Here is a 25,656-nt window from a genome sequence, read left to right as displayed (position 1 = left end):
AAAATGAAGAAGCTAGTACAAAGCATCGTTACTTTTTCGTTGCAGCATACCACGTTGGTCCTATTTGCTGTAATGGTATTGTTGTTTGGTGGTATTTATGCGCTGCGTCATACAGCGGTAGAGGCTTTTCCGGATGTCACCAATACACGCGCCCGTGTCATTACGCAATGGGCGGGACGTAGCGCGGAGGAAATGGAGAAGTTGATTACCTTGCCCATTACCAAGGAACTGAATAGTATTCCCCGCAAATCCAATGTACGGTCTATTTCACTGTTCGGGCTGTCGGTCGTCACCGTTCAGTTTGAAGATGGGGTTGACGATTTCTATGCGCAACAATACGTATCCAGCAAATTAGCAGGTGTGGATTTACCGGAAGGAACAAGTACCGAAATAGAACCACCCTCTGGAGCAACGGGGGAAATCTTTCGATATGTGATCAAAGGCGACTTGCCCATTAAAGAAATAACCGCTTTACAGGACTGGGTTATCGAACGCGAGCTGCTCAGTGTTCCCGGTGTCGCGGATATTGTCAGTTTCGGGGGAGAGGAGAAAATTTATGAAATCAAGATTCATCCTGCGGAACTGAAAAATTATGATTTATCGCCTTTGGATGTGTATGACGCCGTATCAAAATCCAATATCAACGTGGGAGGCGATGTCATCGAGCAAGGCGATCAAGCGTATGTGGTGCGTGGCGTAGGCTTATTGGATAAATTGGAAGATATTGGTAATATCACCATTAAGCTAAACGGCTCGACACCGATATTGATAAAACATGTAGCCGATGTGGATATTTCCCATAAGCCGCGTTTAGGACAGGTCGGACTCGGGGATGAAGATGATTTGGTACAAGGGATTGTGGTCATGCTTCGTGGCGAAAATCCATCGGAAGTTATTACGCATCTGAAGACTAAGATAGAAGAACTAAATCAGCGGACATTACCGGAAGGCGTGCGGATCGAACCGGTAATCGATCGTACGCATTTGGTCGATAATACCGTCCGTACCGTTTCCAATAACCTAATAGAAGGTATTTTACTGGTTTCTTTAATTGTTTTTATTTTTCTGTACAATTGGAAATCGACCTTTATCGTAGCTTCTGTCATTCCTTTGTCTTTCCTCTTTGCCATCATTATGTTAAAGATTCAAGGGTTACCGGCAAACTTGATTTCCATGGGATCCCTGGATTTTGGTTTGTTGTTAGAAGGGACGTTAGTTATTGTAGAAACAGTATTCGTTGCCCTAGCAGGTTTATCACATCGTGTCGGACCGGAGCGCTTTGCGAAAATGAGTAAGCTCGGTGTCATCAAAAAAAGCGCGGGAAGCGTTGCATCGTATATCTTTTTTGCGCTCGTTATTCTGATTGTCGCATTGCTTCCGATTTTTTCCTTCCAAAAAGTGGAGGGGAAAATGTTTACGCCATTGGCATTTACATTGGCATATGCTTTATTGGGATCGTTGATTCTGAGCTTGACTTATGTACCCGCCATGTGTAAACTTTTGTTTACTAAGCATATTGAAGAACGCGAGAATATCGTGACCCGATTTTTCCAACGAACCATTTTTGACTTATTTAAAACGAGTTTTCGCTATAAAAAGACGACCATCGGTATTTTTCTAGGTATTTTGATCGTTTGTTTACTCAAATTTTTGCATTACGGCTCGGAGTTTCTACCTAAACTGAACGAGGGTGCAATCTATATTCGTGCAACATTACCTAATAGCGTCAACCTCCGCGAATCCACCAGACTAGCGAATGAAATGAAAGCGATCATGGAAAAGGGATGCGAGGAGATTGATTTTGTATTGACCCAAACTGGACGGCCAAATGATGGAACGGATCCAACGGGTTTCTTTAATATTGAGTTTAATGTGCAATTGAAAGACGAGAAGCAATGGGAACGGAAGGTGAAAAAAGACGATATTATACAGGAATTGCGGGAGAAGCTCGCACATTATCCGGGTATAAATTTCGGTTTCAGCCAACCAATACAAGATAATGTGGAGGAATTTGTCGCGGGCGTGAAAAGTTCATTGGTGATTAAAATATTTGGTGATGATTTGTATGATCTGGAAGACTATGCGGATCAAGTTGCTTCTGCTATCGGAAAAGTACATGGTATCACGGATATTAATGTTTATAAAAATATCGGATTGCCGGAATTGCGCATTCAGCTCCATGACTCGGAAATGGCAAAATATGGACTGTTTACTGCCGATGTACAAGCGGTCGTGGCGATGACGATAGGTGGACAGGCAGCCACGAAATTTTATGAAGGAGATAGACAGTTTGATATTGTGCTGCGTTTCGACGAACATTATCGTGATACGCCGGAAAAGATCAAGAACATTTTAATTCCGAGCAGTAATGGCCGTGGTATTCCTTTACAGGAGATTGCTACGATCAGTTATGAAACGGGCGCTGCTTTTATCTACCGCGAAGGGAATAGTCGGTATATTGGTATTGGGTTCAGTATCGACGGACGCGATTTGGGCAGCACAATTGCGGAAGCGAAACATGTCGTAGAACAGGAGATTTCTTTGCCTAAAGAAAATTACATGGAATGGGCGGGCGAGTTTGAAAGTAAGGAGCGGGCAGCAAAACAGCTATCACTGGTTGTCCCGATCAGCCTCGCGCTGATACTGTTGTTGCTCTATTTCAACTTTGGGAACTTCAAAGACACGTTGGTGTCTTCTTTAACGTTAGCGTTTGCATTTATTGGTGGATTTGTTTCATTATGGATCACGGGCACTATCTTTGGTATCTCGGCAGGAATCGGTTTCATTATCTTATTTGGTGTTGCTACGATTGATGGTATTGTGTTAATCGGCGTGATACGAGATAATCTCCGTCAACGGATGGAACTTTTGCCGGCTATTTATGCCGGTGTTAAAAGTCGGATACGCCCGGTGGTTATGATTGCGCTAATGGGCTCGATGGGATTGTTACCGGCTGCCATGTCCACGGGTATGGGATCAGAAATCCAAAAACCACTCGCTATTATGATTGTAGGCGGATTGCTGATCTGTCTGCTCTTGAGTTTTACAGTGCTGCCGGTGATTTTTTATTGGATGAATAGGAAATGACAGGGCGTAAAAGAAATTCTGTACCTTTGGAGGCATGAACAAAAAACAGAAAAAGACCGTTGGAACACCAAAGTTTGAAAGACCGGTAGACCGTATTTTCTACGAAATGGATCAAACATTTGCAACGGGCAATAAAATCGTATACGCCGTATTTATTGCTTTAGCGTTCTTTGGTGTAATGGGGTTGATCTGGATGATTCCATTCCCTAAGCTGGGTTTCTTGGTTCGTATGAATATGGATACTTTCTTGAACTGGGGATCTTTCTATATCGCCGTTATCATCTATTTGTATTTGCGGCTGGCTCCTACGTTATCGTATGCTATGCTTTTCACCATAGGGGTGATGAGTTTCTGCATTGTTCAGTTGGAATATGTAGAACGCGATGGTGGCCCTGCGGTGTGGCTAGTTTGTACAGTGCTTACCCTTATTGGCATTGTAGGGGCTTCTCTTCAAGCGAAAAAAGAACCCACAGAGATTCCACCGATAGCTATTTGGCGCTTGTTAACGATTGGCCCGATTTGGCTTTGGTCTAAAATTTTCGCTTTGTTCAAAATAAAATACTAACAACATATTTTTCCATTATTTTTTTTGTTTTATCAGCTACGAGTCAATATATGTTTATATAAAAACATAATCCGTAAATTTGGCGTATTATAGAATAGGTAACTTTATCTCAAATTTAAAAGAGCACAGTTATGTTAAAAGGATTTTTTAATGTTCCTACGCCAGTTAATGAGCCCGTTAATTCGTATGCTCCTGGTACAAATGAAAAAACTTTGTTGGAAGCAGCTATAAAAGAAGCAAGAGGACAAGAGAAGGATATTCCGATGTATATTGGAGGAGAAGAAGTGCGCACTGGAAATAAAGCGAAGTTGACACCTCCCCACGACCATCAACATGTTTTGGGATACTATCATGAAGGTACAAAAAATCATGTGGAAGATGCTATCGACGCGGCACTGGCTGCAAAAGAGAAATGGGAAAACCTTCCGTGGGAGCAACGTGCTGCTATCTTTTTAAAAGCGGCGGAATTGGTTTCTACTAAATATCGTTACAAAATTAATGCAGCCACGATGTTAGGGCAATCTAAAAATGCTTACCAAGCTGAAATTGATTCTGCCTGTGAACTGGCCGATTTCTTGCGTTTCAATGTGGCATATATGACCGAAATCTATAGCCAACAACCTCCTGCGAATGCAAAAGGTGTTTGGAATAGGGTCGAGCAACGTCCGTTGGAAGGATTTGTTTTTGCATTGACACCATTCAACTTCACAGCGATTGCCGGTAACTTACCTTCTTGTGTAGCGATGATGGGAAATGTGGTAGTATGGAAACCTTCCAATACACAGATTTATTCGGCAAATGTAATTATGGAGGTCTTTATCGAAGCAGGCCTTCCTAAAGGTGTGATAAATTTAGTATATGTTTCTGGTCCGGATGCAGGTGATGTTATCTTTAAACATCCGGATTTTGCAGGTATTCATTTCACCGGTTCGACGGGTGTTTTCCAAAATATATGGAAAACAATAGGAGAAAATATTCATCGTTATAAAACATATCCACGTATTGTAGGGGAGACAGGCGGTAAGGATTTTATCTTAGCACATCCATCGGCCGATATTGCGGTACTAAACACAGCATTAGTTCGTGGTGCATTTGAATTTCAAGGACAAAAATGTTCCGCTGCTTCGCGTGCTTATATTCCACAGTCGTTGTGGAGTGATCTCCGCACACGTATGGAGAAAGATATACAGTCCTTTAAAATTGGTGGAACAGAAGATTTTAGTAATTTTATCAATGCCGTTATTGATGAAAAAGCATTTGATAAGATTACATCTTATATAGACCGTGCAAAAAGCTCCGCTGATGCGGAAGTCGTTATCGGTGGACAGTATGATAAATCGAAAGGTTATTTTATCCATCCTACTGTAATTTTGGCTAAAAAAGCAGATTACGAGACAATGAGTGAAGAGTTGTTTGGTCCGGTATTGACAATTTATGTTTATGAAGATGATAAATGGGAAGAAACGCTGGAATTGGTCGATAAGACCTCTATTTATGCGTTGACCGGTTCCATTATTTCACAATGTCGTTATGCGATTGACGAGGCTACTTACGCATTGCGGAATGCGGCTGGCAATTTCTATATTAACGATAAATGTACAGGAGCAGTAGTTGGACAACAACCATTTGGTGGAGCAAGAGGTTCCGGCACAAACGACAAAGCAGGTTCGATGATCAACTTATTTCGTTGGGTTTCTCCACGTACCATTAAGGAAACATTCCATCCGGAAACAGATTACCGTTATCCTTTCTTAGGTTAATTATTATATCGGGTGTGTTTAAAAAGGTGTCAGGTTCGTTTTTAGACACACCCTGTTTTATCATGAAGAGTTCCGAGCATAGAAAACCAATTGAATTTACGGTGCCTGTACGGGGTGACGAAGCTTTCTATGTCATGGATAACACCGGTACTAATTTCTACGAGTATTACCATCGGCATCGGGAGTTTCAAATCACTTATATTGTGGAAGGTGGAGGGGCTTTTATGTTGGGGAACTTGATACGTCCCTGTCTGGAAAATCAAATATTTCTTATCAAACCCAACGATCCTCATTTGTTTTTTAAAGATGATCGCATTACAACACCGTCCAAAATACATGTTATTCATCTTTTTTTCTCTTTAGAAAAGCTACGTCCGTTTTTTGACATGACGGAAATGCAGGCAATCAAATCTCTTTTTTATAATTTGGACGCCAGCAAACTTTTACCGGAGCAGTTTGCTGAATCTTTAAAAGAATTATTTTTAACACTGGATAGGGAAAGTGGTTCATCTAAACTAATTAATGTAATCCAAATATTTAGGGCATTGGTGGCTCGTGAAGATCATTTTATATCCATGTATTCCGGTTTGAGTAAGGTGAATTTTCAAGACGCAGACGGTCTTCGCATTAATACAGTCATTAAATATGCCATTGAAAATTATAAAAGAAATATATCTATCGAAGAAGTTTCAGCGCTCATCTACCTAACGCCTACTGCTTTTTGTAAGTTTTTTAAAAAGCATACCCAAAAAACATTTGTTTCTTTTCTCAACGAAATACGTATTGAAAGTGCCTGTCAGCTATTGGTTAATAATAAAGTAGAGGGCATTGCTGAAACCGCGTATCAATGTGGATTTAATACGGCTGTTCATTTCAATAGAGTATTTCTGCATGTCATGAAAGTTTCTCCTAAAGAGTTTATCGCGACGCACACCCGAAAAGGATAGTCACGGAATATAGTTTGTTTTAATAAAATGCATATCCAATTTTCTAAAATTGGATATGCATTTTTGGGAATATGTGTTAAGGTTTTTCCGATGACCCTGTTCGTTTAAGAATCATGACCGCTTCATATTGATTTGTATCATAATGAGGTGGTTCGATTGTTAAATTGGTAGGATAGGGTTTTGATTTATCGAAAAAATAAATTTTCGTCATGCTGCCGTAATCATTGGTGGGAAACATATCTGCGCAGGCGTCATATTTTGCGTTTGCCATATCGCCCACAGTCACCGCATAAACACGCATAATACCGCCTTTATTCTGTTCGTTTCGAACGAATGCTACTTCCTCAAAATCACCCGGTAAATCGTTAATGGATGGTTGGTTATAAGCCTCCCAGATTCCATATCCCAAAAGAACGATTAAACCGACAGCAATTATCCAGAATTTTCTTTTTCCTTTCATCTGTATTGTTGGGTTCGTTATAAGTTTATGGTAATACCCAATAATGTATAAAACTCTTTCAAAATAGCTTGATGTCCTGGCCAAGCCGGTGAAGTAACTAGGTTGCCATCTACAATGGCTTGGTCTGCCGGGATATTTTTCCATGTTCCGCCTGCCAGCTCAATATCAGGACCGACTGCGACATAAGCGGTGAGGGTTCTGCCTTCCAGCACCCGAGCAGTTGTCAATACTTGAATACCATGACAGATCGCTGCCACCGGTTTATTTTGCTCGAAGAAATGTCTAGTGATTTCAATGACGCGATTGTTTAACCGGATATATTCTGCGGAGCGTCCACCTGCGATATATAATCCATCGTAATCCTCCACGTGGATACTATCAAAATCTTTGTTGATAGCAAAATTGTGTCCGCGTAATTCTTTATAGGTTTGGTCACCAGTGAAGTCATGGATGGCGGTTGGAACGGTATCACCACTTTTACGGTCGGGCGCGACAGCATCAACTTTTATCCCAACGGATTCCATTGCCTGGAAAGGAACCATGGCTTCATAATCCTCTACATAATCACCTACTAATAATAATACTTTCTTTGCCATAATAATATATTTTATAAGTTACCTGTTTTAATCAAGCTTTTGCTTTAGTATTCTTTTTGTTTTTCGGACTTTGGCCTCCAGCTGACTTCTGTATGTTACATTAGTAACGCCTTTACCATCTTCGAAGTTTTCGGAGAACTGAGGTAGGCTAAATATTTCCAAAATATCGGCTCCATCTTTTGGTAAACGATTTGCAGCGATATCTAATACGCTTTGTCCACCGCGTTTTCCGTTACTGGTTGCCATAATAAAAAGTGGTTTACCATTATAGATTTTGCGTCCGGGAATCCTGGACACCCAGTCGGTAATATTCTTATATGCAGCGCTGTAATTTCCGTTATGTTCTGCAAAGGAAACGAGAATAAAGTCTGCTTCGTCTATCTTTTTAGCCAAATCATAAGCTGTTGAAGGAATCCCATCTGTTTTTTCGCAATCCTCGGAAAAAAGAGGTGCCTCGAAATCATGAAGATCTATTATTTCTATAACGTCATTGGGCTCCTTGTAGTATTTGCTAACACTGGTTACAAACTTTTTATTAATTGATGTCGAGCTGTTGCTTGCAGCGAATGCTAAAATGTTCATTAAAATGAGATGTTTTAGAGCATAAATTTAATGATTATTTTTTTAGTGTTAGACCATACAGATTTCATATAAAAAGTTATGTTTGTAGGTATAGTTTTAAATTTTGATGATCAGACAAAAACGAGTAACAAATAAACAATACTTATTATCCTATATAACGAGTATTTTGATGCTCATATGTGGCGGATCCGTGCATTTCAGTTATGCATATGATGATAAACGGACGGATAGCCTTCAACTAGTTGTCGATAGTGTACTGACCATTTTTAAGAATGATCAACCGTTACTTACTTACCATTTGAATACGGTTTATCCGCCGAAAGGACAAGATAGTAGCTATCAACGCAGCGGTTTTATCCATCCGATCTATACCTTAGAGGGGCATCAGCTCACGCGGATACAGCCGAGTGATCATTATCATCATTATGGTATTTGGAATCCTTGGACGCATACGTTATATAAGGGAGATACCGTTGATTTTTGGAATCTTTATAAAAAGACAGGAACGGTTCGTTTTGTTCGGTTGCTAGATCATAAAGTCAATGCTCGGGAAGCAACTTATACAGTACTACACGATCATGTGGTCTTTAAAGCGGATGGACGTGAAGAAGTAGCGCTTCATGAGTGGCAGACGGTTAACGTCCATTTGCCGGAGGGGCAGCATAATTATTATTGGATTGACATCAGTATCAAAATGCGCTGTGCTACGTCGAGTCCGTTACGATTGCTTACTTACCGATATGGTGGTCTGGGTTGGCGAGCAGTAGCATCCTGGAATGCTAGTAACAGCGACGTGTTGACTTCGGAAGGGAAAACGTGGGAAAACACAGATGGTAGTAGAGCACGTTGGTGTATGGTACAGGGACAGCTATTACCAAATGGATATGGTGGTATGGCTATTTTATCCCATCCCGAGAATTTTAATCACCCCGAACCTTTACGTATCTGGGACCGCAATGCTAATGGTGGAAAAGAAAATGTATTCATCAATTTTTCTCCGACGAAAGATCGGGATTGGCTTTTGGAACCCGATTATACTTATACACTTAAATATAGGCTGTTTGTATTTGATGGCCAGCAAGATGCAGCACAGATCGAAAAGGAATGGTGGAATTTTGTGAATGAAAAAAGCACCCAACGATAAGTTGGGTGCTGACTATATTAATGGAGGTTAGTAGCGCTGAATTTTTATTATCTCAAGAATAACAACTCTCTCAATTTTGGAAGCGGCCATTTATTATCGTCGATAATTTTTTCCAATTTGTTTACGTGATAACGAATCTCGTCAAAATAAGGTTTGACCACCTCATCGTAAGCAATGGCAAGTTCACGTATATCTTCGATGGTATTGGCACGTTTACGAGCTTGACGCATCTCTTCCGCTTTTTCCAAAATCAGATTGGTATGTTTTGAGATACGCTCTACTAAATTGATCTGAGAACTATATGATTCTTTAGGCAAACCTAAGTCTTTCAAACCTTTTACGTTTTCAATAAGCTCATTTTGGTAAATAAAACATACCGGTGCAATCTGGCTGGTTACGACTTCACCGATTACACGCGCTTCGATTTGAAGTTTCTTAAAGAAGTTCTCCAACAAAATCTCATGGCGTGCTTCTGACTCACGTTTTGTATAAATACCTAATTTTTCAAATAACGTGAGGTTTTCCTCTTTAACATATACATCTAACGCTTTAGGCGTTGATTTGATATTCGAAAGCCCACGAGCTTCCGCTTCAATCGCCCATTCTTCACTATATCCGTTACCTTCAAAACGAATCGCTTTAGATTCTTTGATATATTTCCGGATGACGTTAAGCAGTGCTAAATCTTTTTTAGTGCCTTTTTTAATCTGTTTATCTACTTCTGTTTTAAACTCGATAAGTTGGTTAGCAACGATAGCGTTGAGTACAATCATCGGTAACGCGGAGTTTGCAGAAGAACCAACAGCACGGAATTCAAATTTATTTCCAGTAAAAGCAAAAGGCGAAGTACGGTTACGATCCGTGTTGTCCAGTTTCAAATCTGGGATTTTTGGAATGCCGTGCCATAAGTTGGCATCGTTTTTCACTTTTTTCGCTACACGGGCTGATTCTACTTCTTCCAGGATCTCATCTAGTTGAGAACCTAAGAAGATAGATATAATCGCTGGCGGAGCTTCATTTGCACCTAAACGATGGTCATTACTATGGCTGGCGATGGAAGCGCGAAGTAAATCAGCATGTTCATAGACGGCTTTAATTGTATTGACGAAAAAGGTCAAGAACATCAAGTTGTTTTTCGGCGTTTTGCCTGGCGAAAGTAAGTTAATACCTGTGTTGGTAATCAATGACCAGTTGTTATGTTTACCTGATCCGTTGATTCCGCTGTATGGTTTTTCGTGTAGTAATACTTTAAAGTGATGACGAACGGCGACTTGTTCCATCAGGTTCATCAACAGCTGATTGTGGTCGATAGCCAAGTTGATTTCCTCGTACATAGGAGCACATTCGAATTGAGAAGGAGCTACTTCATTGTGTCTGGTTTTCAATGGAATACCGAGCTTTAGTGCCTCGTTCTCTAAATCGACCATATAGGCTAATACACGCTCTGGAATGGCACCAAAATAATGGTCTTCCAGTTGCTGTCCTTTTGCGGACAGATGCCCAAAAAGGGTACGACCTGCAATTTGAAGATCCGGACGTGCATGGAATAACGAAAGATCGACTAGAAAATACTCCTGTTCGATACCCAATGAAGCATTAACTTTCGTTACGGATTTGTCAAAATACTGCACAACATCGGTAGCAGCTTTATCGACGGCTGCTACGGCTTTTAGCAAAGGTGCTTTATAATCTAAAGATTCGCCTGTATAAGAAACAAATACCGTGGGGATACATAACGTTTTGCCCGCTGCTGTTTCGAAGATAAAAGCAGGAGAAGAAGGATCCCAAGCGGTATAACCGCGAGCTTCAAATGTATTACGGATACCACCACTCGGAAACGAGGATGCATCCGGTTCTTGTTGTGCAAGGGCATCACCTGTAAATTTTTCGATAGCTTCCCCATTATCATCAGGTTCAAAGAAAGCGTCGTGTTTTTCAGCTGTACTTCCTGTCAATGGCTGAAACCAGTGGGTGTAATGTGAGGCCCCATTACTGATAGCCCATGTTTTCATTGCTTGAGCAATCTGGTCGGCGAGTTCCCTTGAAAATTTTGTGCCCTCATCAATGACCTGAAGAAGTTCTTTATACGTACTTTTGGAAAGATGATCTCGCATCTTCGCAATAGTGAAGACGTTCTTTCCGTAGATACTCGTCGGTCTTAATGATTCTACTTTTTCCATATCCTCCATTGGACGAGATATGGCTAATTCTGCTGCTTTAAATCTAGGGCTTGACATTTTTTTTATAATATTTTTATAGTTTCGGTTGATTTTTCGGTGTAAAATTACGTTTATTTTTGGAAATGAAAGTAAAAAATGAAAAAAATAAAGATATTTTGTCTTTTGATGGTTGTAATAATGAAAAATGCAACTTTTTTAGTGAAGTCGCATTATTATTTTTGTTTTTTTTAGGTTTTTATTCAAATCCCCAGTCTATTCCTTTGTGTTTTGCCGGAACTCCATGTTCAATCCACGGAGCAGTAGGTTTGCCTTTGAGGAAGTGGTCGAAGAATTGAGCTTGCCGGATTTGAATGTCTTTTCGGTTTTGCCTTTTCATAAGATTATGTTCGTCTCCATTATAGTTTAACAGCCACACTGGTTTCTGTAATCGTCGTAATGCCGTAAACATCTCGATGCCTTGATACCAGGGAACTGCGCCATCACTATCATTGTGCATAATCGCAACAGGTGTCATTACCCGATCCAAAAAGAATAATGGTGAATTTTCGATATAACGGTCACGGTCCTCCCACAATGTCTTCCCTATGCGAGACTGTGTTCGTTCGTATTGGAATTGTCTGGACATACCACTTTGCCAACGGATACCGCCATATGCAGATGTCATGTTAACAACCGGTGCTCCACTCCACGCCGCCGCATACATATCCGTCCGCGTAATTAGATGCGCCACTTGATAACCGCCCCAGCTTTGTCCTTGAATAGCCATTTTAGTGGAGTCAACCCAAGGATTCTGTGCTAAATAACGCATGCCAGAATTTACATATTCCTCTGCGGATTTTCCCGGGTAGCCTATTTCATAGCGTATATCTGGCGCAAATACCAAATATTCGTTACTTACATAATAAGGAATATTCAATCGGGAAGGAGTGGGAGCTGGAGCTTGATATGTATATAGTCCATTGCTTAACTTCTCATAGAAATAAGCAATAATCGGGTATTTCTTGTTTGGATCAAAGTTCTCGGGTTTATATAAAATACCTTCCGCTGCAAAACCAGACGGCGTCGTCCATTGTACCAATTCTGCCGTTCCCCAATTATAGGTCGCTTGCTGCGGATTGATATCGGTAAGACGGGATTCATTCTTGAACTGTTTGCTTACATATAAATCGGGAGCATGGGTGTAATTTTCTTTGGTATATATAACCGTTTCGCCATCCAATGCACGTTTAAAGTTCCGGAATGTATATCCATCAGAAAAGATTTCATTTGGTTTTCTGTTTTTAGAAGTGTTTACTGTATACACGCCGTTATATTTGGTGCTTTCGTTAAATCCAGTGATAAAAACATTTTGTCTGTCAGGGATAAGCGTTGTTTTGTATCGTGGATTATCGTTTTGATTTAAATCGACATAGCGGAAAATGGTTTGGGTTGCACGCCCCTCACCGTTAGTGAGTAGTTCTTTTCCTTTTCCTGCCAAATTAAATTTCCATATATCATACCGATCATAAATGTATACATCTTTGCCATCTGTAGACCAACCGGCTATACCATAAGCGCCTGGTAAGGTAGGGGAATCATTTTCTTCGTCAACGAAACTCACGGGCAAACCATCGTTTAACAAAACCACTCTTCCCGAGGAAATATGGTAGCTATGCCAATTACCGGTTTCGCGATCAAAATAGAGTACAAAATCTCCTTTTGGCGATAAATGGGCATAACCATTTAGGTTTTCTTTCACCGTCCGTTTTTCGCCGGATAGGGTCGATACGACATCTATATCGGTGAGGGCAAAACCTTCCCATTGCGAAGCTATGCGTTTGCCAAAATCAGATGCAGCCAATATCCATTCGTTATTAGCGTCGTCCGTGCTACGGGTGTGGTTGAACGTGTCATCAACAAGGGGCACGATGCGATTACCATTTTTTGGATAAGTTACCGATAGGAAATTTTTGCTTTTATCCCGTTTCAGATTGGCAAGCTGTTGTGGCTGTATATAATCGTCTTTCCAATGCCAGATGTCTACCTGTGCATGTTCAAAATCGACTAATGTGGTATCTTTTACTTTCGGGATCGGTGCTAGTCCAAAAAACAGTTTTTCTCCGTTTGCACTGAATTTAAGTTCCCCGTCACCGCTTACATACCATCGGGACGGCATGTCAACACTTTGTTGGCTAGCAATAATGTGAGCGGTGTCAAGTTGAGGCGTATAGTAGTAAAGCTTGAAGTCTCTAAGAAGGGATTTCTCTGGCGTTTTATCAGCGAGAAAGGCGAGTTGTGTACCATTATCATCGAAAAGTAGTTCCTTATAATTACCTTGACCATTGCTGATTTTTTTTAATCTTTTATTGGCTATGTCAAAAATATAGAGTCCGGCATCAGTTGAAAGGGAATCTTTCGCTTTATTCTTCTTTGAAAATAACAGAAAATCTTCATTCGGGCTCCACGCGAATTGGTCTACTTTCCAGAAATTCAATGTGTCTCCCGTAACAAGGTTTCTTAGGTGAAGGATAGAAACGGAATCAGCGCCAAGAAAGGCCACGTATTCATTTTTGTTCTGAGCTAGTTTGTAGGTGCTGATCGCGGGAATTTTCCACTGTTCTTGTTGTTGTATATTGAGTATAATTAAGGAGTCCTTCGGCATATCCGCATTTTTCTTCTTTTTGATTTTTGCTTGTCTGGTTTCTTCGAAAGTGGGTTTGATCTTGGCAATAAGAAAAGATTCATCCTGCGTAAGCTTTGCGTCTGCGACACGTGGTAAAGAAAAAAGGAGTTCATTATCCTTACTTTTGAGCTCGAACAGCGCGTCCCCTTCTTGTGGGGTAATCTGGTATTGGATGAATTGTCCGGTTTTGCTAACTTCAGCATTGTTAATACTTTTCCAATTATCATAAACGCTGTGATCTAATGGGCGTTTCTGTGCAAATCCGGTAGATACGAGTAATAAGATACTTAACGTAGAGGTTATACTAATTTTCATCTGATTGAATTATTCAAGCCCATGCAGGTGTCATCGGGGTGAATTAACTAATTTGTGCTGAAAGTAAGAATTAAAACGTAAAAAGTCAATTAATTATCCATGTTTACAAAACACGGCGCGAATCAAAATAATCTGGATATTCCATATGGCCTTTAGAAAACAATTATCTTCATATGAATTAGGCATGGAAATTGGTGGGAAACATCCGTATCATTATATAAAAACAAATATGAAATCAAATAGTATAATTGCAGCAGTCATAGGGGGCCTGGCTATCGTGATTTTCGCTGCGGTATTGGCGAATGCCTATAAATATAAGTACAAAATCAGCAATACAATAAACGTTACGGGAAATGCCAAAAAGGATTTCGAATCGGATATTGTAAAATGGTCAGCATACTTCAACCGTAAATCGATGGATTTAAGTGCAGCGTCAGAACAGTTAAAAAAGGACAGGGATTTGGTGCGCCAATTTTTGGAACAACAAGGTATTAATCCAAAAGAGATTGTATTTAACGCGGTCAACATCAACCGGGAGTTTTCTTACCATTCAGACGGACAAGGAAACAGCTATAATACATTCACGGGTTATAATCTGTCGCAGAATGTGAGCATCGAATCAAAAGATTTAGATAAAGTAGATAATGCTTCGCGTGAAATATCCACGTTGATTTCACAAGGCATCGAGTTGAGTTCAAACTCGCCTAACTATTACTATTCGAAATTGGAAGACTTGAAATTGGAATTGATCTCCCAAGCATCCGAAAACGCAAAACAACGTGCTGCGAACATTGCTACAGAGGCAGGCTCGGCGTTAGGAGATTTAATCAAAGCAGATTTAGGTATTTTCCAGATCACGGGGCAAAATGACAATGAGGAATATTCGTATGGGGGTGCTTTTAATACAACGGCTCGAAATAAGACAGCGAATATTACCGTAAAAGCAAGTTACACGGCGAAATAATATCGTTATATCGTTGCTTCAAAGACTGAGTCGATCTGCCAGTTGGCTTTATCTTTTGAAGCTTTTACGGCCAGTTGGTCGCAACGTTCATTCAACGGATGTCCGGCGTGGCCTTTTACCCAAACCAACTTGATTTGATGTTGTTTATATAAAATCATCAGCCTCATCCAGAGATCCTTGTTCTTTTTACCTAGAAATCCTTTCTGCATCCAACCATATACCCACTTTTTCTCGATAGCATCGATAACATATTTGGAGTCGGAATATATAGTGACTTTTTGATTGGTATTTTTGAGCGCTTCCAGGCCTACGATCACCGCTAAAAGCTCCATACGATTATTGGTCGTTTTTCTAAAACCACCAGAAAATTCCTTTTCGATAAGCTTGCCTTGAAATACGGGGTTGCTACCTTGATAAACTGTTCTTAAAATCGTGCCGTAACCACCTGGACCTGGATTGCCGCTTGATGCGCCATCTGTATAAAGTTCAATCATTGGGTACTAAAATAAATAATTCTTACATAAAAAGCCCGCTTTATGATCGCGGGCTTATGAAACTAATTTATACGATTCAAATCCTTTGGGTGCTTAACTTTCTGCTTTAAAAGTGCAATGTCAATAACTTCAGACATTTTGGTTACATAATGGAATTTCAAATCTTTGACATAGTCTTCCTTGATTTCCAAAACATCTTTTTCATTCGCCTTGCACAAAATGATTTCCCTGATATTGGCGCGTTTCGCAGCTAATATTTTTTCCTGTATACCACCAACTGGGAGTACACGCCCACGTAACGTGATTTCACCGGTCATTGCCAGTTTTTCTTTTACTTTTCGTTGTGTGAAAAGGGAGGTTAGAGCGGTTAACATTGTTACACCGGCAGAAGGGCCATCTTTTGGTGTAGCACCTGCCGGAACGTGGATATTAACATCCCATTTGTCAAACACATTATAATCTATACCAAACTCTTCCGCATGGGATCTTAGGTATGCCATTGCAATCGCAGCAGATTCTTTCATCACATCTCCCAGGTTACCAGTTAAGCTTAGCTTTCCTTTTCCAGGGCTTAAACTCGATTCGATGAATAGAATATCGCCCCCAACTGCGGTCCAGGCAAGTCCTGTAACAACACCGGCTGTCTCATTGTCTTCATACAAATCTTTGTCAAATAGGGGAGCGCCAAGAATCTCCTCTGCCATTTGCGGGGTTATTTTCGGATTATATTCCTTCTCCATAACAATACGTGTGGCTACGCCCCGTACGATAGAGCCAATTTTCTTTTCTAAACCACGCACACCCGATTCCCGCGTATATTCCTCAATGATTTTCTCAATCACTTTGTTAGTTAGCGAAATATCTTTTTTTGCAAGTCCGTGTTGCTGAAGTTGCTTCGGAAGAAGATGTTTTTTGGCAATTTCTATCTTTTCTTCGATTGTATAACCATTTACTTCAATGATTTCCATACGATCCAACAGAGCGGGCTGGATACCATTCAATGAGTTTGCGGTAGCGATAAACATGACTTTAGAAAGGTCGTATTCCATCTCTACATAATGATCATAAAAGTTCGTGTTTTGCTCTGGATCTAATACTTCCAGCAAGGCAGATGATGGATCTCCTTTGAAATCCGCACCTAGCTTATCTATCTCATCGAGAACGAAGACAGGGTTGGATGTTCCTGCCTTATTAAGAGATTGGATAATGCGCCCGGGCATAGCACCAATATAGGTTTTTCGGTGTCCGCGGATTTCTGCTTCATCGCGGATACCACCTAGTGCCATACGTGTATATTTACGTCCCAATGCCTTTGCTATAGATTTTCCCAGGGATGTCTTTCCGACACCTGGAGGCCCTACCAAACAAAGGATAGGCGCTTTCATGTCATTTTTAAGCTTTAATACCGCTAGATATTCGATAATGCGTTGCTTAACTTTTTCTAATCCATAGTGGTCTTTATCAAGGACTTTTATTGCTCTATTTAAATCAAAGTTATCTTTCGTATACTCTCCCCAAGGCAAATCGAGTAATAACTCTAAATAGTTAATCTGGACGGAGTAATCGGCAGCAGCCGGGTTAATACGTCCGAGCTTCTCCAACTCTTTATTGAAATGCTTTTGCACTTCTGCTGGCCATTTCTTCGCTTTAGCTCGGTTTTCCAGCTCTTGCATTTCCAAGTCAGGCGTGTTACCTCCAAGTTCCTCTTGGATAGTCTTGAGTTGCTGGTTCAGGAAATAGTCCCGTTGCTGTTTGTCCAAATCTACCCGGACTTTGTTCTGGATTTGATTTTTTAGCTCCAACATTTGGATTTCGGTCGTGAGATGCTCCAATAGGATTTTAGCGCGTTTCACAAAGTCTTTTGTCTCTAACAGTTCTTGTTTCTGTTCAATCTCCAGAGACATATTCGAGGAAATAAAATTCACCAGAAATGTCGGACTCTCAATATTTTTAATTGCTAGACCAGCTTCACTGGGAAGATTAGGCGAGAGCTGGATAATTTGCAGTGCCATCTCCTTAATAGACGAGATCAAGGCTTTAAATTCTCTGCTCGATACTTTGGGTTTATCTTCTGCTACACGTTCCACTTTTGCTTTTAAATAGGGATCAGCAGAGACCATCTCCGTTATCTTAAATCGCTGCTTGCCCTGGATGATTACTGTAGTATTTCCATCGGGCATTTGCAAAATTTTAATGATATTAGCCGCAGTACCGATTTTATGGAGTTGATCTAGCGTAGGTTCTTCGATACTCATGTCTTTTTGAGACACGACACCAATCGTGCGATCCCCTTTATAAGCTTCCTTTACTAATTTAATGGATTTGTCACGCCCCACTGTAATGGGGATGACTACGCCAGGGAAAAGCACTGTGTTCCTTAAGGGGAGTATAGGTAATATTTCAGGTATATCCGCTTTCGTCATCTCTTCTTCATCCTGCGAGCTTAACAACGGAAAAAACTCCGTGTCTTCGTTTATGACAGAAAATACGTGTTTGATATCAAATGTGTCGTTTTTATTCATATATGCGTGTGTTCTTCCGACAATCTGTCAGAATTTTAACTGATTTCTGAGATAGTAATTATGGAATCAGTATGTGCAAGAGAAATGCCAACTTTAAAATTTGGTATCATTTATGTTAAGTAAACAGGGAAACCTGTTAAAAAGGCAGATGACAAAAACATTATGTTATAAATAAAATGTGGAAATGTTTATAACTTCGCATTGTGTTGTTAAACTATTTAGCAGACATTTATTCCAATGAAATAGTGCGTAATAAAAATTAGCATAGAATAAAACAAATTATATGAAACGGAGATTTTTGAGTAACCCATGGAGAGCAGTGAAATTAGGCTTAGCTTCGGCTACACTTGCTTTATTTACATTAACAGTTCAGGGACAGGAGCAAGCTCAGCATAGCAATCCAAATGTTCGTTTAGGTCAGAAAGCGTTATTGGAAGGCGATTTTAAATCAGCAGCTTCCCACTTACAAAAAGCACTTCCTACGGAAGCAAACGATCCAGACGTACAATATTTATTGGGATATTCTCAATTCCATAATGGAGATTATAATAAGGCTATCGAAACATTTAAAAAAGTCATCTCCTTAGACCCTAAACATACTTCAGCCTATTATTATAAAGGTAAGGCAAGTAGCAATTTGGCGGTTGCGAATGGAAGTAAATTAGACAATGCCGCAAAAGAGCAATTATTAAAAACTGCTATCGAGGATTATAGCAAAGCGGTAGCAATTACACCAAATGATGCGAAACTGTATCAAAATAGAGCGATAGCCTATCGTGACCTTGGTATTTTGACCGGGACATCGGGAGCAGCTAATTATAATAAAGCGAAAGCGACAGATGCTTATAACAAGGCTGTAACTGATTATGAAAAAGTACTTAGCTATGATGCTTCCCGTAAAGACATCCAAACGGAGGTGAAAAAAGCGAAAGTTTATCGGGATAATTTAAAATAGCGATATCTGTGTGATGAAAGAGGCAATCCAGATTTTCTCGGATCGCCTCTTTTTTAATGAATTAATTGTTCAGATTAGGATTCCTGCGGATCTCGTCGTCTGGAATTGCAAAAATATAATAGCGACTGTTGGCTGTGAAAGCTTTGCCATCAGGAAAATTAACAACGCGATGCCCCTGCCCGTTTACTTTTTTTAACTCACCATCCGGTGTGGTAACCTCGACTTGGATGGGGGTGCCATCATTGTTTAAAAATGCTTTTCGTATAACCGATCTCTGGGTGCGGATAATATCAGAAAGGGCAAAACCTTCTCCCCATAGTTCTTTCCGACGTTCTATAAGTATTTCATCGATTAAGTCTCCGGAAGCACTTGAATAAAGCGGAGCAGTTCTTGCTGTCCTCAAGGTGTTGAGCGCTGCTATTGCTTTTGCTGTCTGTCCCCCACGGGCATAACCCTCGGCTGCAATTAACCACATTTCAGCGGATCTCATGTATACGATATCACCAATTAGATTAGATTTGAATTTAAATTTTTTGTATCGCAAAAAACCTTCTCTTCCAGGTTCACCGTCCCATTCGAAGAGCTGATAACGGATATCGTTCGGATCAAATAAATCTTTAAAATAAGGGTCGGCCATATAACTAAAATAATAAGAGCCAGAAGAGGAAACATCCAAATAATGGAATGTATAGCTTGCGGTATTTTGTTCACTAGTTTGCACGTGTCCCCAGATCCATTCGGTATTTCCCACATCATTAAACCCTTGCCCGTAGGCCTCGCCTGTCATAAGGTCATACCCTTCTTTTGCATTCTCTGCTGCTTCGGCTGCCTCTTCCCATAATCCCATATTCAAATAAGTCCTAGCCAATAATCCTTGTACGACATGGTTATCAATTCGGTATTTGTTGTGACGTTCGTAATCTTCCAATAGCGTAGATGCGTCATTAAGATCATTCAAGACTAGATGGTAGATATCTTCCAAGCTTGCTCGTGGCTTTCCTTTCGTTTCCCGGGTCGTTGGTTCGGTGTAGATAGGTACTGTTAACGCATTTTTATCTTTTTGGTAACTGAATTGATAGAAGGAAGCTAGATTGAGATAACAAAATGCTCGCAGCGCTTTTGCCTGTCCTTTCAAAAGCTCCTTGTCCGCGTCACTGCCTTCGGCAGCATCGACTCTATGGATAACATTGTTTGTGTTGTCAATTACCTTATATAATAAGGTCCAGAGTGACCTTACACGATATGCCGTTGAATTGATCATCTCGTTAAAGGTGTACGCATCTCGGTAGCCGTATTTGGTGGTAACAGCTACGTCGTTTCCCATGGCGTCACTCGTTCGCATGAACGCGGTATAACCCGGATTGGCGTAGGTAAAATAAGTGTCGTTCAGGTATCTCCATGTGCCCTCTATAACAGTTTCGATATTCTCCGTTGATTTGTAAATTTCGGTATCCACAACAGCGTCAGTGGGAGCGGTATCGAGTATGTCGCTGCAAGACGTCGAGACCGATAACGTCAAGATTGCAATATAAATGTATGTTAGTTTCATTTTTCTGTGTTTTTAATATTTTTATATCGTTTATAGTCCCATTTGTAACCCGCCAGAAATAGTGCGTATAGCAGGATATCGATAATAGGTTGCTCCATTTACAGTTTGCTCAGGATCCATACCCTTATGTCCATAAAAAGTGAATATGTTTTCTGCTAGCGCAAAGATCCGTAAGTTGCCTATTCCTATGCGTGATAGGACGGATTGGGGGATTGTGTATCCGATACTAACATTCTTCAAGCGAGCATATGTTCCACTATAGAGGAATCGGGTAGAGGTAGACGTCCAACTCAAGTTGTCGGTCGTCAAACGCGGCACGTCGGTTTCCGTATTTTCAGGTGTCCAACGGTTTAAGATCTCCGTGCTCCAAGCGCGACCGGGCGTATTCCCATTATGCATAATCATTAGATAATCATTGTCTAAAACCTGACCGCCGATACTAAAGCTTAGCAGTGCAGACAAATCTATGCTTTTATAGGAAAAACTGTTATTTATACCGCCTACAAGCTTGGGTAGCGAACTCCCTTGTATAAATCTCCCTGCATCTCCATGGATTGAAGTCGTCCTGTTGCTTCTGTTGCCATCCTCATCAGCTAGGTACCATAATGGATTCCCATTCTCTGGATCTACACCAGCCCATTCGGGAATATAAAAATCATAAATAGAACCTCCGATGCGTAAAAGTTTATTTCCTGCGTCTAAGGGTTCGTTGTTTTCGGTGGGGAGTTCCGTTATCTGGTTGCGATAATGAGAGAAATTTACGTCTAGGTTCCACCTAAAATCCGAAGTTCTAACGGGTATCGTGCGTAAATCTATATCGAAACCTGTATTTTTCATGGAACCTATATTTGCATCATATCCGCTATAGCCGGACGACGGTGGTAGCGGCATAGTAAATAGGAGATCCTTGCTTTGTCTGTTAAAATACTCCGCAGACAACGAGATCCGATTCTGGAGTATGGCAATATCTAAACCGAGATTTAAATTGAGATTTGTTTCCCATTTTAAATCTGGTGTAGGAAGGCGATTAGTTATCGTACCTCCTCGGCCTAAATTATTGGCTATTGTATATAAACCTTGATGCGCATAGTATGTTCCGAGATTATCATTTCCCTGGCCGCCATAGCTCGCGCGTAAGGTGAGTTGGTTGATGAGTGTCTTGTCTTGGAAGAAGCTTTCTTCTGCTATTTTCCATGAACCACCGACGGACCAAAACGTACCCCATCGACTTTCTGGTGCAAATCGAGATGAACCGTCGGTTCGCAAAGAAGCTGAAAGATGATAACGGTTTAGATAGCTATATTCCGCTCGCCCCAAAAAACTCAATAACCTATAATCGGAGGATGACCCTGTAAATGAATTCAATTGTGATGCAGCAATAGGTTCATAAAACCCGGGTAAGACGAAACGTTCACGATCTCCGCTAATATTGGTTGAATGGAAATCATAATATTCGTGCCCCGCTAGTACGTTGAGGTGATGGTCGCCAAATTGCTTGTCGAAAGTCAAGATGTTGTTCCAAGTTTGTCCCACGGTACGTCCATTGGATTTGTATACCGTTCCTCCACGGTCGACGGAGTTGCCGTAGAGCGGATTGGTGTAATCGTGCGTGTTGGAGTTGATGTAATCCACGCTATAGGTGGACCGAAATTTTAATGCCGGGTGCAATACGGCCTCTAAATATGCCCGAGTGGAAACGTTTTCTCGGAGAATATCGTTTTTATCCAGCGGGAGGGATGCAGCCAAATTGTTTCGAGGAGTTGCTCCGCTAGGGCGGTAGTCACCAAAATCCCAAATTTTATTATCATACGCATCCGTCTCGTAACTGCCATCTGGGTTTCGTTTATAATACGGATAAAAAGAAGGCACAAGTCGGGAGAAATTGATAATGTTTGCTGTGTTACTGTCTTCCGATTGCGGATACTTTTGAAGTGAGCTACTTCCGGCAAAGTTAACCCCAGCGTTCAGCCAAGGGCGTAGCTTCGCGTCAATGTTTGATCGTACATTATAGCGCCTATAACCGGATTCAATCGCGATTCCATTTTCATTCAGATAACCACCCGATATAAAATAGGTGTGGTTTTCGCCGCCACCGCTCAAATTAAGATCAGCTTGTGTGCGGCTGCCTGTGCGTTGTAATACGTCGGCCCAGTTGTCGTTCCATAAGGGTCTTGCCCCAGCTACTAACTGCCCATCTAGCCCAACGGGTTGGGGATAATCTGGTCCATACGGATTAATATTTAAGTCAGTAAGCAAGGTACTGCTGGCATTTCTGGCAGCCTGTTCCGGACTGAGGTTGCTGGAAAGATTTTTATTGCGAAGTGCTTCCCAATATAGCATAAAATACTCGTCTGTTGTTACCTGTTCGTAATCTTTAACTGCTCGATTTGTTACGCCTTGGGTAAAGTTGACGTTAATAGCAGCTTTTTCGCCCGCTTGTCCGCTTTTCGTCGTAATAATGATGACTCCATTTGCACCTCGTGAACCATAAAGTGCACTGGAGGCTGCATCCTTTAAAACGCTGACGGATTGAATATCATTCGGATTGATGGCATTGATATCGCCCATATAGGGACTGCCATCGACTACATAGAGCGGGTCAGCTGAAGCATTAATGGAACCTATTCCACGGATACGAATGGTAGCCCCTGTGCCGGGTTGCCCCGACGAAGCTACAGACTGTAATCCGGGAACCTGTCCTTCAAAGGCTTTTGAAATGTCAGAAACTTGCCGATTTTCAAGCTGTTTGTTGTTAATCGTACTGACGGATCCTGTGATATTTCCTCTGCGCGATGTTCCATAGGCTACAACTACGACCTCGTCTAAGTCCTTACTTGACGCTTCCATCAATACGTCAATTGTGGAAGAAGTGAGAGGAAGACGTTGCGTGTCATAACCCAGATATGAAAATGTCAGTTCGATAGCGGAATCGTCAACTGCTAAGTTGTAACGTCCATCTCGTTGGGTAGACGTGCTGTTTAGTTGATCAGAAACCTGAATACTTACACCTGCTAAAGGTTCTCCGGTAAACGCATCTTTAACTGTCCCTTGTATAGTGCGTGTTTGGCCACGAAGAGACGGAGAGAAGCTTAAAAACAACAAAAGTGTCAGATAAGCATAAAAACGTGTTGTAATTCTAGACATATATACGGCATTTAAAATTAAAATTGTTTCAGCGCGAACACTTGCTGGTATCATAACAGCCGGGTGTTTCCGCTTTCTTTAGTTTGCGGTGCAAATATAAATAATATATATAGATTTAGTAGTCTTTATTTGCGGTTTGTTATGCAATTATTTTTTTCTCTATGATGTAGTAACGAGTGTCACCCGCCACGAGATCCTGATCGAAAAGCATAATGTAAACTTTCCGGTAGCGATTATAAATTTATTAATGCCCGATTGATTCTTGAATTGTCATCATGATCATTATCCTAATCAAGCTAATATAAGTCTAGTTGTTTATCTCATTATCCGCAGAAAGCAGTTATTGTTAGCGTTCAAGTATCCAGCAGACTTATTTCTTTTTTACATAGCGTTTGATGTTGCCCTCCTTGATATATTCCAATTCCCCTTCTTTGCAGTAGCCGGTGAGGTAAACCGAGAATTTATTGCTTTCGCTTTTGTCCGATTTCAGTTTTTCGATAACTTCTGCAACGCGTTTAGGTGTATAGAAGAAGTCGCTATTGTTGACTAGTTCGTTGAGTTTTTTAGTAATATCGATTCGGCGCTTCGTTGATGGTGGTAATTTGTAGAGCGGCGTTAGATCTATATCATTTGCAAAAACATCCTTGGGTTGTATTTTTAGAGCACGGCAAATAAGTAAGAAATTGTTTAATGTAGAGCCCTTTCCTTTTTCCAAGGCAGAGACTGTATTGACAGTAAGTCCTGTCATATTAGCGATGTCATTCTGTGAGTAAGACAATGCTTCGCGTCGGACACGAAGTTCCGCGCCGATGCTAATAAGTATATCCCGGTTGATACGTAGCACCTCGCAAATAGAATCATTGTTTGCGCAAATATTGTATAAATAAAATTAGATGGGTATTTGCTTTTAATAAAATATGTTGTATATTTGAAATGTACCCTATATCTTAGTCTATGCAAACCGAATATGTGCATTTATGTAACTAAATAGTTGGCTAGGGTTGAACTGAATGTTAATCTTATAAAAAGATTTGCTTAATATTTTTGAAACGTCAAAAAGGGAGAGTTTGCTCCCTTAATATCGAATTGTTCTTTATATATTGATAAAAAGTAGGACGGAAAGATTATCATTTGGTGATAGGTGGTAGTAGTCTATGTGTCCGTTTGTAGTGTGTTTACAACACAAACTTTATGACACACAGCCGGTATGAACGGAAAAAACACAGAGACTTACCTACCACTGTTAAAGTCGATAAAGATCCCCAACTTACGCAGCCTCGTTAAAATCCGCTAAGTATACACGTCAAACGGGGCTGCCGTAAGTTGTTCAAAAAAAAGTAGGGAGCAAAGCTCCCTATTTTTTTTTGAACAACTTACCTATTTTTTCTTTCCTTTTTTAGGAGCGTCTACCGCTTCCTTAAGGGCTTTGCCTGCTGTAAATTTCGGAAGTTTTTTCGCAGCTATTTTGATAGTAGCACCAGTTTGTGGGTTTCTACCGTTGCGAGCAGCACGATCAGATATACCAAAAGTTCCAAAACCAATCAAGGTAACGTTTTCTCCTTTTGCTAAAGATGTAGATACAGCGCCTGTAAAACTGTTAACGGCTTTCTCTGCTTGTGACTGCGTAATTCCAGCCTCGCTGGCAATATGCTTAATCAAGTCTGTTTTGTTCATTATTATTCAAGTTTAAGATTTATAGTGTATGTACTAATTCTATGCCACAAATATAA

Annotated in this window: 18 protein-coding genes; 7 read left to right on the top strand and 11 right to left on the bottom strand. The window is 40.7% G+C overall.

Annotated elements, in window-relative coordinates:
- Window positions 1–3: 3 nt before the first annotated feature.
- The 4 genes from G5B43_RS08105 to G5B43_RS08090 all read left to right on the top strand — a co-directional run bounded on the left by G5B43_RS08105 (window position 4) and on the right by G5B43_RS08090 (window position 6,359).
- Window positions 4–3,087, top strand: coding sequence for an efflux RND transporter permease subunit (locus G5B43_RS08105; protein ID WP_165294238.1), 3,084 nt, complete (start codon window positions 4–6; stop codon window positions 3,085–3,087).
- A gap of 34 nt (window positions 3,088–3,121) precedes the next feature.
- Window positions 3,122–3,652, top strand: coding sequence for a hypothetical protein (locus G5B43_RS08100; RefSeq protein WP_165294237.1), 531 nt, complete (start codon window positions 3,122–3,124; stop codon window positions 3,650–3,652).
- Window positions 3,653–3,783: 131 nt separating this feature from the next.
- Window positions 3,784–5,412, top strand: coding sequence for an L-glutamate gamma-semialdehyde dehydrogenase (gene pruA, locus G5B43_RS08095; RefSeq protein WP_165294236.1), 1,629 nt, complete (start codon window positions 3,784–3,786; stop codon window positions 5,410–5,412).
- 62 nt (window positions 5,413–5,474) lie between these two features.
- Window positions 5,475–6,359, top strand: coding sequence for a helix-turn-helix domain-containing protein (locus tag G5B43_RS08090; RefSeq protein WP_165294235.1), 885 nt, complete (start codon window positions 5,475–5,477; stop codon window positions 6,357–6,359).
- 76 nt (window positions 6,360–6,435) lie between these two features.
- Here the strand turns inward: G5B43_RS08090 and G5B43_RS08085 are convergent, their stop codons facing one another.
- The 3 genes from G5B43_RS08085 to G5B43_RS08075 are packed head-to-tail and all read right to left on the bottom strand — an operon-like array spanning window position 6,436 to window position 7,997.
- Window positions 6,436–6,819, bottom strand: coding sequence for a hypothetical protein (locus G5B43_RS08085; protein WP_165294234.1), 384 nt, complete (start codon window positions 6,817–6,819; stop codon window positions 6,436–6,438).
- A 17-nt stretch (window positions 6,820–6,836) separates the two neighbouring features.
- Window positions 6,837–7,415 carry a DJ-1/PfpI family protein gene (locus tag G5B43_RS08080; protein WP_165294233.1) on the bottom strand — a complete coding sequence of 193 codons (579 nt, stop codon included), beginning with the start codon at window positions 7,413–7,415 and terminating at the stop codon, window positions 6,837–6,839.
- A 27-nt stretch (window positions 7,416–7,442) separates the two neighbouring features.
- Complete coding sequence (locus G5B43_RS08075) at window positions 7,443–7,997, bottom strand: NADPH-dependent FMN reductase (RefSeq protein ID WP_165294232.1); 555 nt, start codon at window positions 7,995–7,997, stop codon at window positions 7,443–7,445.
- A 106-nt stretch (window positions 7,998–8,103) separates the two neighbouring features.
- Between G5B43_RS08075 and G5B43_RS08070 the strand changes: the two genes are divergently transcribed.
- Complete coding sequence (locus tag G5B43_RS08070; RefSeq protein ID WP_165294231.1) at window positions 8,104–9,141, top strand: PmoA family protein; 1,038 nt, start codon at window positions 8,104–8,106, stop codon at window positions 9,139–9,141.
- Window positions 9,142–9,188: 47 nt separating this feature from the next.
- On the opposite strand, the gene G5B43_RS08065 is transcribed toward G5B43_RS08070, so the two are convergent.
- Together G5B43_RS08065 and G5B43_RS08060 are read right to left on the bottom strand one after the other, a co-directional pair.
- Window positions 9,189–11,378: a glutamine synthetase III gene (locus G5B43_RS08065; RefSeq protein WP_165294230.1), complete on the bottom strand. Its 2,190-nt coding sequence runs from the start codon at window positions 11,376–11,378 to the stop codon at window positions 9,189–9,191.
- 178 nt (window positions 11,379–11,556) lie between these two features.
- Window positions 11,557–14,298, bottom strand: coding sequence for a prolyl oligopeptidase family serine peptidase (locus G5B43_RS08060; RefSeq protein ID WP_165294229.1), 2,742 nt, complete (start codon window positions 14,296–14,298; stop codon window positions 11,557–11,559).
- 229 nt (window positions 14,299–14,527) lie between these two features.
- Between G5B43_RS08060 and G5B43_RS08055 the strand changes: the two genes are divergently transcribed.
- The gene (locus G5B43_RS08055) at window positions 14,528–15,262 is read left to right on the top strand and encodes an SIMPL domain-containing protein (protein WP_165294228.1); all 735 of its coding nucleotides are present in this window, start codon (window positions 14,528–14,530) and stop codon (window positions 15,260–15,262) included.
- Window positions 15,263–15,267: 5 nt separating this feature from the next.
- Here the strand turns inward: G5B43_RS08055 and rnhA are convergent, their stop codons facing one another.
- Complete coding sequence (gene rnhA / locus G5B43_RS08050) at window positions 15,268–15,756, bottom strand: ribonuclease HI (RefSeq protein WP_165294227.1); 489 nt, start codon at window positions 15,754–15,756, stop codon at window positions 15,268–15,270.
- A gap of 62 nt (window positions 15,757–15,818) precedes the next feature.
- Complete coding sequence (gene lon / locus G5B43_RS08045; RefSeq protein ID WP_165294226.1) at window positions 15,819–18,278, bottom strand: endopeptidase La; 2,460 nt, start codon at window positions 18,276–18,278, stop codon at window positions 15,819–15,821.
- Between the two features lie 283 nt (window positions 18,279–18,561).
- Here lon and G5B43_RS08040 point away from each other — a divergent pair, with 283 nt between their 5' ends.
- On the top strand, window positions 18,562–19,233 hold the full coding sequence (locus G5B43_RS08040) for a tetratricopeptide repeat protein (protein ID WP_165294225.1): 672 nt from the start codon (window positions 18,562–18,564) through the stop codon (window positions 19,231–19,233).
- A 61-nt stretch (window positions 19,234–19,294) separates the two neighbouring features.
- Here the strand turns inward: G5B43_RS08040 and G5B43_RS08035 are convergent, their stop codons facing one another.
- From G5B43_RS08035 to G5B43_RS08020, 4 genes are all read right to left on the bottom strand, one after another.
- Window positions 19,295–20,782, bottom strand: coding sequence for a RagB/SusD family nutrient uptake outer membrane protein (locus G5B43_RS08035; RefSeq protein WP_165294224.1), 1,488 nt, complete (start codon window positions 20,780–20,782; stop codon window positions 19,295–19,297).
- Window positions 20,783–20,812: 30 nt separating this feature from the next.
- Entirely contained in the window at window positions 20,813–23,926 is a 3,114-nt protein-coding gene (locus tag G5B43_RS08030) for a SusC/RagA family TonB-linked outer membrane protein (protein WP_165294223.1), read from the bottom strand.
- Window positions 23,927–24,296: 370 nt separating this feature from the next.
- Entirely contained in the window at window positions 24,297–24,770 is a 474-nt protein-coding gene (locus tag G5B43_RS08025; RefSeq protein ID WP_165294222.1) for a helix-turn-helix domain-containing protein, read from the bottom strand.
- A 533-nt stretch (window positions 24,771–25,303) separates the two neighbouring features.
- Window positions 25,304–25,600 (bottom strand): HU family DNA-binding protein, encoded by a 297-nt coding sequence (locus tag G5B43_RS08020; protein WP_165294221.1) that lies wholly within the window; start codon window positions 25,598–25,600, stop codon window positions 25,304–25,306.
- Window positions 25,601–25,656: the final 56 nt, after the last annotated feature.

The sequence above is a fragment of the Sphingobacterium sp. SGR-19 genome, assembly GCF_011043555.1.
In the GTDB taxonomy this organism is placed as follows: domain Bacteria; phylum Bacteroidota; class Bacteroidia; order Sphingobacteriales; family Sphingobacteriaceae; genus Sphingobacterium.
Note: the sequence above shows the minus strand (reverse complement) of the source record. Positions and strands in the feature narration are given on the sequence as shown.